Here is a 13,152-nt window from a genome sequence, read left to right as displayed (position 1 = left end):
CGATGATTAGGAGGGAGAAGGATGGGTTTAGAGACATTTTTGAACAATTTACATTTTAATACCGACGAATCAGCATCTTCGACTTGGGAAGTGGATTGGGAAGACGGTCCACTTTCATATAAGCTTTATCGGGACTTACCGGGAATTCCATTATCTTCAGAAGTAACACTGTCACTTGAAAATCTCGAAGTATCAACAGAACCTAATCTTCGCGAAATCGGTCACTTTCTCTGGTACGTATTTGGGATTACTCAATTCTGTCAGTCAACCTTACCAACACCAGAAATAAATTTTATGCAGTCGTATCGGAGATTTGTTCCCTCGGGCGGAGGCTTATATCCAAATGAATTGTATATATATTTAAAGACAGAAAATGTGCCTGTTGGAATTTATCACTATGATGTAGCGCACCACCGCTTAGTGTTATTAAGAGAAGGTCATTTTGATTCATATGTAGCGCGGGCTCTTGGGAATAGTTGTGACATATCTACTTGTTTTGGTGTTGTTTTTGTATCGACAATGTTTTGGAAAAATTTCTTTAAATACCATAACTTTTCTTATCGTCTGCAAGGATTAGATGCAGGCGTGTTAATAGGGCAATTGCTAGAAGTAGCAAACCGATTTCAGTTCACATCAAGCGTGCATTTTCAATTTCTAGACCGGGCCATCAATCATTTACTTGGGTTATCCGAAAAAGAGGAGAGTGCGTATGCAGTTATCCCTCTATCGGTAAATTCTATAACCCCACAGTTTAATAATGATGATGATGCTACGAATAAAGAAGTCTCTGCTACTCAATTATGCGAAGAATTACCAGTTATTCATCATAATCACTATGTCCGATCACGAAAGATTGCAGAGTATCCGATGCTGATTCAAATGAATGAAGCATCTATGCTTGAATCTACACGATCGTTTCAAAAAATCAAGAGTGAAACGAATAAAATGCGTGATGGTCAAGCGTTAGTTCTTCCCCGTATAAAGCGAATGTCGTACGACTTAGCATCAGCGTGCCAAAATCGATTTTCACCGGAAATGGATTTTACTTTTAGGAAAATGAGTCAAGAACAATTGACTAAGTTATTATATGAAGCAACTGCTTCCTTTGCCTATCAAAACGATTTGGATACAAAGCACGAAGAACTCGCATCCCGTGTTTCCCTATACGTATGTTTATTTGGTGTTGAAGGTATCCAAAGCGGCGCTTATCATTATGATAATAATGCTCATACATTACGACAAGTACATCTTGGAGATCATCGACTCTTATTGCAAAGCGGGATGACATTTCACAATGTGAATTTATTCCAAGTACCACTTTGTATACATGTAGTAGGGGATAGAACTCATCTCAAAACAGCACTTGGCTATAGAGGATATCGCATTCAACAGATGGAAGCAGGCATCCTTGTACAAAAATTATTGTTAGCAGCTTCTGCCCTGGGGCTAGGAGGACACCCGCTTCTTGGATTCGATGCCAACTTATGTGATAAAATTTACAAGCTAGGTTCAGAAGAAAAAACGAGCCTAATCCAGATCCCAATTGGTTTCCATCGTCAACGTCCTTGGTTGAAAGGGAGTTTGCATAGTTAAATAGTTATAAATTAAAAATAACCTAGTTTATAAGGAGTATCAGAAAGCTTGAATTCAATTGAATTCAAGCTTTTTAATGCTGTAAACACTTTTAAAGGGTCACACCATATAGCCTTCAAGCTAAGATTTCATGATGTTCCCCAAAACGAAAAATTGTGACTTTTATAGTAATAGGTTAATGGATGGTTCCTCTATCATGCAGTCTATTCAAAAGAGGATACCATTGACTTTTTTCTTAGTGAAACGAGAGATACCAAATTAGGCCAAGTGCTTCTTGAAAAAAGCCAAGGCTTTTTCTTATGTTTCCAAAATTTCCAAGGGGAGAAGTCTGTCCAAAATCAAATGAATCTCATTCATCAACTATTCAGTAATCCAGCATTAAAGCGGATTCCATTAGGAATATCTTCTTTATCCCACATTAACGGGCAGTAAGACCCCCACCTCAAGATTCAGAGCGAAGTGAGGAAGATAGGTGGGGGTCTTACTGCCTGTAAAAGCCCGATTGGTGAGAGCTTTCCATCAGTGGGGGATGAACAAATCCCCACTGATGGAAATTTCACTTTATATCTTCAAAAAATGTTTGCATCAGAACCGTAAAAATTCTTCTTATACATGTTGTGCACTTTTAGAATCTTACTTTACAAATCCTTAACACTAAGTTTATTTCGGCAACATAATAATTTGATAATTTTTAATAGAATTAATATTTTGTAAAAATATGCCGAAGGAGTGTGGATGATGAAGAAGGAATATTTGTCGATAAAAATACGGCAAATTAGTATTGTATGGTTGGTAGTCTTTTATGTTGTAAGTATGCTAGCATCAACTGTTTCTGTGCCTGTATATGCGGCTGAGTCTTTATTTCAAACAGTAAAAGAAGATGGTTTTACCGTTGGGCCTGGTGTTGTGCATAAGAGTCTCACTCTTAAGAATGAAACTCATATTGAAGCGGTAAATATGATAGAAGTAGACCCGAGCAATCCTCATATTAAGCTTGAAGTCACTTCTCCGAAAGGGAAGGTAGTGGCACTGGATACGGTGCGTAATCAAGCGAAGCAAATTGACCGCGAAGGAAATCGGGTAATCGCTGGCTTCAACATGGATTTTTATAATACCGATCCGAACTATGCAGGTGTACCAAACGGATTGCAAATTACACAAGGAGAAGTGATAACTGCTCCTGTAAGTACGCAATCAGCGCTTGCTGTAATGGCAGATGGAGACATTAAGATTGCTAAGAATCTTAAAATGACAGGTACTATTTTGAATCCTGCAAACGGTCAGGAGAGAACGGTTGATGGAGTGAACAGACCGCGTACAGATTCTGCTTCTAACAACCTGTACTTATATACTTCTAAGTTCAACTCTACTACAAAGTCTGCTGGCGCAGGAGTAGAGGTTGTGATTAATCCTTCAAACACGAAGCTCGAGGCAAATAAAGTGTTAACCGGAAAAGTAGAGGCTGTCTATGAAACAAATAATACAGCTATTCCTGACGGGAAGTGGGTTCTTTCTGCGACAGGCGATCAAGCAGCTTGGGTGAAGGAAAACTTTTTTGAAGGAAAAGAAGTGCAAATCAATATACAGTTCAATGAGGGTTTTAACAATGCAGTGCAAGCAGTTTCTGGCGGTGCTGTGCTTGTAGAAAACGGAAAGCCTACTGAACAAGCTTTAAATGATGATAAGGATCGTCATCCGAGAACGTTTGTTGCTTCTAAGCAGGGAAAGCTGCATGTAATTACATTTGACGGAAGGCAGCCGACATATAGTGACGGTGTAACTTTGGCGGAGGGTGCCAAATATCTTGCTGAGCTTGGTATGGAAACGGCCATTAATGTTGATGGTGGCGGCTCTACGACATATACAGCCAAAATGCCAGGGGATCAAACACTTTCTGTTTTAAACAGTCCATCTGACGGCTATGAGCGTTCTAACTCTAACTCTTTAATGATTGTATCAACAGCGCCGGTTTCAGATCTTGCATATCTTGTTCCGGTACCAAAAGGACCATTAAAGGTTCTTGTAAATGGAGGGATTGATTTTTCTGCAAAAGGGCAAGACCAATATTTTAATGGTGTGCCTGTTGATACACAAAAGTTAACCTTTGCAGTAGATGGTGCAATTGGAAATATTTCCTCAGCGGGTAAGTTTACTGCAAGTAATACAGTAGGACAAGGAAATGTAAACATAAACTTAGGAGCTATTTCTCAATCTGTACCTGTAGAGGTTGTAAATGAACTTTCCTCAATTAAGATTTCACCAAATCCGGTTATTGTCAATCCAGGGCAAAAACAAACTTTTCATGTAAAAGGGTATGACCAGAGCGGAAATGAAATCATCGTTTCACCAAATCTCCTTAAGTGGGAAGTGACGGGGAATATTGGCACCATATCTCCTAATGGGGAATTGACAGCTGCAAATGAAACGGCGACAGGATCTGTTATTGTTTCCTATGGAAGTACAAAAGCGGAAGTCGCGGTAAGCGTCGGAAAGCCTCCTGTTGTGATTGAGGATTTTGAAGACCTAAACGATTTATATGTTTCCTCGGCAAGAGCAAATAGCGTAAGTCTGGATTTAATGAGTCGTTCAAAGCCTGTAAGAGTCGGCACCCATTCTGCAAGGCTTTCCTATGATTTTACTGGAACAATTGGAACGTCTGCAGCTTATGTGAACTTTAAAGGTGCAGATGGAAATATAGGACGTGAATTAGAAGGAAGACCTTCTAAGCTTGGATTATGGGTATATGGAGATGAAAAGAACCATTGGCTCCGTGCGGTTATTCAGGATGGCAACGGTAAAAACATTCCGCTTAGTTTAACGGGTGCAGGAGAGTTGAACTGGGAGGGATGGAAGTACGTATCAGTAGATATCCCATCTGATACAGTAACTCCAATTAAGCTGCGTCAAATTTATGTTGTGGAAACGAGTAATAGTAACAAAAATAAAGGAGCCGTTTATTTTGACCATTTGCGTGCAATTTACTCTGATACTGGAGAGGATCTAATAGGGCCCGTCTTTTCTGATGTGTCTCCCGCAAAGGGAAAGCGCGTCTATACGAATACACCTGATATTTCAGCAGTCGTAAAGGATGAAGGAAAGGGTGTAGACACTGGTTCCCTTAAGATGATGATTGACGGCAACGTTGTACAGCATCAATACGATGCAACAACAGGCAAGATTTCTTACAAGCCTGCTGAGCCATTAGCAGATGGAGAGCACCACGTTGTTATTGATGGCATGGATATTGCAGGAAATCCTGCGCTGCCAAAAGCAGACTGGAAGTTTGTTGTGTATACAGGAGATGATCTGGATAAGCCGGAGGTTACTATTATTTCTCCTGCGGATGGCATCACAACACGTACAAACCAGCCGCGCATTGCTGCAAAGTTGTTTGACGAGTATAAGGGAATCGATGTAAGTAAGATACAAATGACGATTGATGATAAAGATGTTCCGTTCCAATACGATGAAGCGAGCGGAACCGTGTATTATATGCCTAGAATTGCATGGGAAAACGGAACAAATCATAAAGTAAAAGTAATCGCAGTGGATAAAAGCAATAATGAAACGGTACAAACATGGTCATTTACCATTGGTTCGCCGCTCGGACAGCCTAAAAAACAAAATCATTTTCAAATGAGCGTTATCGGTGATGGCGGTTATTATACAGCAGGACAGGGACAAACGGCAGCGGATATTTTGCTTCGAGAACAAATTAATCGGATTAACCAAGAGCCTTCAGAGCTTATAGGGTATACGGGAGACATCGTAGAAAATGATACAGCCGAAAATTTTGCGACAGGTCTTGCAAATATGAATCTCTTTAAAATGCCGTATATTGTAAGTATAGGAAACCATGAAATTTCCGGTACAAATTCGCGCTTAAACTATCAAAAAACGTTTGGTGAGCCGACATATATGTATGATTATGGAAATACGCGCATCATTGGACTGGATAGTGCAAACGGAGGTCTTACAAATTCTGATGCATCACAATGGCCTTGGCTGCAAGAAGTGCTAGCAAACAATAGTAAAAAAAATGTACTTGTGTTTATGCATGTACCGCCAGATGAAATTAGCGCCGATGGAGAAGACTATAATACAGGACACGGATTTTCCAATCGAGAAGAAGCACAGAAATTTTATGATATGATGGGTGCCTACAAACAGCAGAACCGTAATAAAAATATTGTAGTATTGAGCGGCGATCTTCACGCATTTCAGCATAAAAATGTACAAGGTGTAGACTATATTATTTCAGGCGGAGGCGGAAAGTATACGCATATCCCTCCGGAAAAAGGCGGCTTTTATCATTACCTCAACTTAAAGATAGAAGGTAATACAATAAGCTGGGATGTTATTCCTTTATTAGAATCCATCAGCTTCAGTGCAGATTCCGTAACGGTAGAAACAAATGCGAAAGTGAAACTGGAGGCAAATGGCAAGTTTATGACGAGCACGAATACCCCAATTACGCTTCCAATTGCACCGCCATTCAAGACAGAATGGAAATCGAGCAATGAAAAGGTTGCCTCTGTAGATGACACAGGAACCGTTACAGCTTTATCTCCTGGAGAAGCGGTAATTACGGTAAAAAGTGGCTGGCGAGAAGCACAAATAAAGCTTATTGTGCCAGATTCTCCTGCAAAAGCTGCAGTGATATATGCAGCGCAGTTGGCGAATGGAGATTTAACTACACAAGAAAAAATTATGGATGCCTATAAAGCTATTTCTTCTGCGGAAGACCTAGTAAAAGCATTGCCAAATAGCAAGGAAAAAAGTGACTTAATAAAAAGAATAAGCATACTTAAGGCAATCGTTAATTTAAACCAGCGTATATACGAAATTCAGTCAGCCGCATATACAAGTGTTGAATCAATAGATCAAGGAATTACCAACTATGAAAAGGTAGATGCACTCATGAAGGTAATTCCGGATGAAACAGAAAGAAAGCTTGTGAAGGAAAAGTTGATACAAGCAGAAGTGCCGATTGTACAGGGTATAAAGGCAGTGTTGGAGCAACAAGATAAAATGAACCGAATGAAAGATACGTGGCTTCGTTTTGTAGTCACACATGGAATTCATAAGTTCAATCCAGCCGATGAATCTGGTATGCAGCAAGTATATGATTATATTAAAGATATTGTAAAAGAACATGCGACAGATCAAGAAATAAAAGCTGCAATTCAAAAATATATGAAACACGATAAAAACATCTAAAATAGTTAGTTTCAGATACTATACGTAAGTTGCTTTTCGGTCTTTAGTGTTTTAAAGACTAAAGCTGTTTAAAAGAATATCCAAGAAATTCAAGAAAACAGCCGGCTGCGTATATGCAGCCGGCTGTTTTCGTTCAGACTTATTCAATACCGTACTAATAAAAACTGTAGTTTTTGAGACTTTTGTTTGCAATATTTATTTTATCGGCAGTATTTCTAACAACGATTAGGATAGGTGTTTAGCATTCTTTGTTACTTCAATTTTACTGTGAGCGTACTTCTTATGAAGCCACTCATAAATAATTGGAATGATAATAAAGCTGTTAATTGTTGATGTAATCATTCCTCCTATAACCACGATACCTAATGTTTGAGAAATAACCGTATCTGTACTATGAGAAAATGCAAGTGGTAACAAAGTAAGAATTGTTGCCGCTGCTGTCATTAAGATTGGTCTAATCCTTGAAAGACTACCATTCAATACAGCTTCTTTAATAGGCATTCCTTCTTTTCGATTTCGTTCGATTTTGTCGATTAATACAATTCCGTTCGTTACCACGATTCCCGTCAACATAAGTACGCCAATTAAGGCTGCTAAGTTCCACTCCCCGCCGAATAACATTAGTGCAATTACTACACCACTTAAGGCAAGCGGAATGCTGAGGAGTACAGCTAACGGAGCTCTCCAACCTTTAAATACTGATGAAATAATCAGTAACACTAACAAAATGGAGAACGATATAGCGATGGACATATCAAAAATCATTTGTTTGACTTGTTCTGATATACCTCCAATAGAATAACTCACACCATTCGGAAGCTTCATGTTTTGCAGTGTTTGATCCACTTGGTTTGAAACTTTGCTAATGTCATTTGAAGTAATTTGAGCTGTAACGGCAGAAAATGGTTGACCATCTCGTTCACTGATTGTAGACGGAGATGTATCTTTTGTAATCGTTGCTAGCTGGTCAAATCTTACACTATTTCCGTCTTTCGTTTGGAACGTTTCAGCTCCTAATGAAGCCATTACATCACTTGGCGAAGCAGCGATCTGAACCTTTGAATCCTGTCCAGAAGCAATTTGATCTAGATATACGTCTACTGGAAGGTTCTTGTGATCAATGGTAATCGTTGCATCCTTCGCCTGTGCCATATATCTGTTTACTACTTTTAGGATATCGGCAACATTTACACCTTGTTGTTCAATAGCTGAACGATTTAAAGTTACTTTATATTTCGGTAATCCATTCGTTAAATCTACTTGTCCATCTACGCTTAATCCAGGTATTTTTGCTAACTCCGTTCTTACCTTTTGAGCCGTTTGATCGAGTGTAACTTGGTCTGCACCAGTAAGCAATAGTTTCATTTGTGAATCATCACCGGAGATATTTTGACTAGTTACGGTATAGGCTACTTTATCGGAAAGATGCGGCAATTGAGATTGTAAATTTTGAATAACAGAATCGGCATCCTTGTCATTTTTCAATGTAACAGAGAGATTCGCGACATTTGGACTTTGAATAAATCCTCCTCCTTGGTCGAACACATCATCACTTTGAGGAGTCATAGTGGAACCAAAGCTAGACGAATACGATTTCACCTTCGGATTTTCTTTTAAAGTTTGTTCCACTTTTTGAACTTCTGCATCTACCTCTGGTAATGTACTTCCTTTTGGTAATTCTACCTTAACGGCAATTTGACCAGATTTGGCGCTTGGCAAAAAGTTAATAGGAAGGAAGGCAGCATAAATGGCTGCGAACACAAAGATAATTACAGATCCAAACACCATTGTTTTTTTATGATTTAGAGCAGATTGTAAAACTGGCTTCATCATCGGCTCTATGCTTACTGATTTTTTATTGGATGGAGCACCTTTCCAGCCCATGAATGCTAAAGCTGGGATGACGCACATCGCAACAAAGAATGAAGTAATAAGCGCAATGACTACTGACCAAGCAAATCCACTGTAAGATGCACTGATCATACCTCCTACCATGGTGATTGGTATAAATACTGCAATAGTTGTTAAAGTGGATGCGAGAATCGCAGGTAACATTTCCGTTACCGCAGATCCTAGTATTGAGAGTAAAGATTTCTCTTTTGATTCTTCTCTTTTACGGTACATGTTATCCAAAATGACAATCGAATCATCCACAATTCGTCCCATCGCTACAATCAAACCGGAAACCGTTAAAATATTTAACGTGATACCCATAGATTTTAATATCGCAGTTGTTGCCAATAAGGAAATCGGCAATGAGATTGCAATGAGCAAAGTAGATCGAACATTACGGAAAAAGAAAAATACACAGATCATAGAGAATACACAGCCGAGTAATCCTTCTCGAACTAATCCGAATAAGGAACTGTTTAACTCTTGTTCGCGATCCAATAAGGTTTGCATTGAAACGTCACCATTTTTAACGGGTGCAAGATTTTGTACTCGATCTTTTACTTGTGCTGCTACGTCTGTAATATTAGCAGAAGGTGTTTTAATGACGTTTAGCACTACGCTAGGTTGACCATTTGTTCTAGACATGGTCTTCACATCATTTAAGGAACGAGAGATATCCGCAATCGCTGATAAAGGTACAGTTTTTCCTTGTGCGTTTTTAATAGGTACATTTTTAAGTTGTTGTTCATCTAGTGTTAATCCATCAAAGCTTACTGGAATGGATAATTGATTATTTTGCATTGTTCCTTTTGGCAAACTTGGAAGAGATGTAGATAATGATTTATTTACATCATCCAGTGTTAGTCCGTTTTTTTCTAAATCCTTCGTGCGTACGTTTAATACAAATCCATCTTTTGCTCCGCCAAAGACGCTCACATCTGAAACACCTGGTACGGATTTGATTTGTTTTACAATGTCTTGTTGTACGGTAGAGCGCAGTTCTTGTTCATTAAATTTAGAGCTTGTTAAGCTATACGTTAAAACAGGAAATGAACTTGTAGTTACTCTCGTCACAGTTGGTTTCGCTGTAACAGTAGGCGGTAACTGTGCATTTGCCAACGCTTTGTTTACTTCGTCTTCTGCTTTCTTCATGTCAAAATTCATAGGGAAATACAAACTCATAAACAAACCACCGTCATATGAGGTTGTCTCTACGTTTGCTAATCCGTCTACAGTTTGTGCAGCACTCGCAAGTGGATCTGTAATCTCTTTCTTGATTTGATCTGCTTGCTCCGCAGGAACACGCATACTTACTGTAAGAGTGGTGTTGTTAATTCCTGGTAGATAGTCACGTTGCATTTGGAAAGCAGAAATGCCTCCCCAAGCCAATATAATGAGAGCACAAACAATCATTAATATGCCTCGTTGCATCGCTCCCTCAACAATCTTTTTCATTTTCTTACCTCCTCGTTTCATTCATGTAAATAGAATCAATCACAAGTGACAAAAATAGAAAATATAACATTGCTCTAGTAATCAGAGGATCTATTTCAGCCTATTTTCCTCATTTTTTCTTAGCTTAGGCCTCTATAGCTATACTTAGCTAAAAAGGGGATATGTTCTGTTAATCTCTTGTACATGTAGAACACCAATTGTACTAAAGGCTCCAATTTTTTTGAGAACTGCATAACCAATATACTTGTCCCATATGAAACAAGAGCACCGCCAATCACATCTGCAGGATAATGGACTCCGACGAATATACGGGAAATGCCAACAATGATAGCCCATACTAATACGGGATATTTCCACGAATCGTTTCGTAGCAACAGCGTACATGCTATAGAAAATACTAATACCGAATGATCACTTACAAATGAAGAGTCAGCAGGATGCGATATTAATTGATGAACATGATGTGCCACGAATGGACGTGGATGGTAGTAGACAAGGTGAAGGATTGCGTTTATGGACAATCCAAGTAAGCAAGAAAAGACAATGTATATAGCTGTATACTGTTTCTCTGCTCTTTTTTCTTTGTTTGCAGTAAACCATAGAAATAACATAAATGCGATTACGACATAAGGGACGCTATTAGTGATGAATATCATACCTCTATCTAGAAAAGAGGAGCGACCGGCCAAATCGTTAATCCATTCAAATATTTCATAGTTCATATTGTTCAGCTCCTTATTTATAGGTTTTGGGTGTCTTATGTAGAAAGATAAAAACGCAAGCTCACCAAAAACGTGTATTCTGAGTGTATCGTGGGAAACTGAACATCCTATGAAAATTACATTAAAAATGGATTAAAAATGAAAAAGCACCTAGAGTTTAGTGCTATAGTGGTTTATAAATGAAAATAAAAACAAAAAAAGAATGAGGCTCGGAGGAACGACATGGAACATTTTATATCATTATTTGAACAGCACAGTTATATTATTTTATTCACTGTTATTTTGATTGAACTGCTTGCGATTCCGATTTCGGCTGAATTCTTTATGAGTTTTGCCGGATATTTTGTGTTTCAAGGAAAAATGGATTACACTTTGGCCATTCTGACAGCTATTGCTGCTGGAGGAGTCGGAATTACAGTTACATACTGGATCGGAAGGTTAGGAGGCTATAAACTGATCGAGAAGTATGGACGGTATATTCACCTTGGACCTAAGAACTACAAAAAAGTAGCTGCCTGGATGGAACGATCAGGCAGTAAATTGTTGGTAGTTGCTTATTTCATTACTGGGGTTCGGCACTTCACAGGATACGTATCTGGTATTTCAAGAATGCCCTATCGAACCTTTTTTGTTCCAGCATATATAGGGGCAAGCTTATGGGCAATTAGCTTTATTACACTAGGTAAAATTTTAGGGCCGCGCTGGCAGGATTTTCATAAATTGGCCGGACAATATCTCATCTACATTGTCCTTGGACTCGCTATCGTTATCGGAGGGTTACTAGTTTATAAATTTTACAAAAAACAAATCAAAAACTTTTTCGTACGACTGCTTAATCGGCTTATTTCTTACTTTCGAACCATTCGAGCAACGGAAGTGTTCCTTATCAGTCTTACACTAGTCTTATTAGGAATGATAACCTTAATGTTGGGAATGGCACAGGATTATTTATATAATGAGTTTACTCAGTTTAATGAGGTTACTATATATATTGTTCATTCTATACTTCAAACAGGTTGGACAAATAGCATGAGCAGATTCCTATCGTTGCAGTCACCTATCGCATTTAGTATTCTCATTATTATTACGATTTTAGCCATTTGGAGAAAAGGAAGGAATAGATGGCTTGAAGGCCTCTTACTTATCGTTTCCATACTTGGAGCGCATATGTACCATAATGCGGTTACACACACACTGTCTTATTTTCATTTTATTGGAAAAGAAGCGGCAACTCGTTCTTCTACTTTTCCGGATGAAAAAGCAACAATTACCATTATTGTGTATGGCACCTGCTTATTTCTAATGGTACGTCATATGAAGAATAAATATATACAATTTGTTCTCCCTCTTCTGGGTATATTGCTTTTACTATGTATAGCAATTGCAAACATTGGGTATTCTCATATACTTCCAAGCGATATCGTGGGTGGATATGTATATGGCGCGGTGTGGATGTTCTTGAATTTCTTGCTATTTGAGATGTTTCGCCTTATCGTAAATAAGCAAATTTAATATTCAGTGCATACAGGAATATGACAGACAATGAATGTAGAAAGAAGAGGAGATTATGAACAAACGGATTTTAGTTGTAGAAGATGAAGTGCAAATAGCAAGGGTACTACAGTTAGAACTGGAATATGAAGGGTACGAAGTATTAGTAAAATATGATGGGAAATCAGGATTAGAAATAGCCTTACACGAAAATTTAGATCTAATCTTGCTAGATGTAATGTTGCCAGAATTGAGCGGTATAGAAGTGTTACGACGATTAAGAAAGGCTGGTATCCATGTACCAGTAATCCTTTTAACAGCTCGAAATACAACATTAGATAAAGTTATGGGCTTAGATCAAGGGGCAAATGATTATGTTACAAAACCGTTTGAAATGGAAGAACTTCTTGCGCGGGTACGTTCAAGCATTCGTTCGAACACCATGATTACAGCTGGTGTTCTGTTAAATGAACAAACACCTCTTTTATCCATTGCTGATTTGTCGGTAAATATGGATACGAGAGAAGTGACAAGGAACGGGAAATCCATTTCACTAACTCCAAAAGAGTATGATTTATTAGTATATTTACTTACAAATAAAAACAAGATTGTAACACGTGAAGGTATTCTTACTCATGTTTGGGGATATGAATACGAAGGAGAAACGAACGTAATCGACGTGTATATTCGTCATCTTAGAAAGAAGATAGACGAGGAGTTTTCTTCTCCGTTAATTCATACGATCCGGGGAATAGGGTATTCCATAAGGGAGAAATAA

At 38.5% G+C, this 13,152-nt stretch carries 6 protein-coding genes; 4 read left to right on the top strand and 2 right to left on the bottom strand.

The features are described 5' to 3' along the window. Positions 1–21: 21 nt before the first annotated feature. Both ACTDJC_RS16110 and ACTDJC_RS16105 read left to right on the top strand, forming a co-directional pair. Positions 22–1,593: a SagB family peptide dehydrogenase gene (locus ACTDJC_RS16110; RefSeq protein ID WP_440604037.1), complete on the top strand. Its 1,572-nt coding sequence runs from the start codon at positions 22–24 to the stop codon at positions 1,591–1,593. Positions 1,594–2,331: 738 nt separating this feature from the next. Next, entirely contained in the window at positions 2,332–6,813 is a 4,482-nt protein-coding gene (locus tag ACTDJC_RS16105) for a phosphodiester glycosidase family protein (RefSeq protein WP_440604036.1), read from the top strand. A gap of 225 nt (positions 6,814–7,038) precedes the next feature. Here the strand turns inward: ACTDJC_RS16105 and ACTDJC_RS16100 are convergent, their stop codons facing one another. Together ACTDJC_RS16100 and ACTDJC_RS16095 are read right to left on the bottom strand one after the other, a co-directional pair. After that, a complete protein-coding gene (locus ACTDJC_RS16100; RefSeq protein WP_440604035.1) occupies positions 7,039–10,161 on the bottom strand; it encodes an efflux RND transporter permease subunit in 3,123 nt (1,040 codons plus the stop codon). Between the two features lie 119 nt (positions 10,162–10,280). Further along, positions 10,281–10,883: an undecaprenyl-diphosphatase gene (locus ACTDJC_RS16095; protein WP_440604034.1), complete on the bottom strand. Its 603-nt coding sequence runs from the start codon at positions 10,881–10,883 to the stop codon at positions 10,281–10,283. Positions 10,884–11,105: 222 nt separating this feature from the next. On the opposite strand from ACTDJC_RS16095, the gene ACTDJC_RS16090 reads away from it, so the two are divergent. Both ACTDJC_RS16090 and ACTDJC_RS16085 read left to right on the top strand, forming a co-directional pair. After that, positions 11,106–12,395: a VTT domain-containing protein gene (locus ACTDJC_RS16090; protein WP_098310275.1), complete on the top strand. Its 1,290-nt coding sequence runs from the start codon at positions 11,106–11,108 to the stop codon at positions 12,393–12,395. Positions 12,396–12,450: 55 nt separating this feature from the next. Further along, complete coding sequence (locus ACTDJC_RS16085; protein WP_440604033.1) at positions 12,451–13,152, top strand: response regulator transcription factor; 702 nt, start codon at positions 12,451–12,453, stop codon at positions 13,150–13,152.

Source organism: Bacillus sp. GB_SG_008, assembly GCF_052038115.1.
Taxonomy (GTDB): Bacteria; Bacillota; Bacilli; order Bacillales; family Bacillaceae_G; genus Bacillus_A; species Bacillus_A rhizoplanae.
Note: the sequence above shows the minus strand (reverse complement) of the source record. Positions and strands in the feature narration are given on the sequence as shown.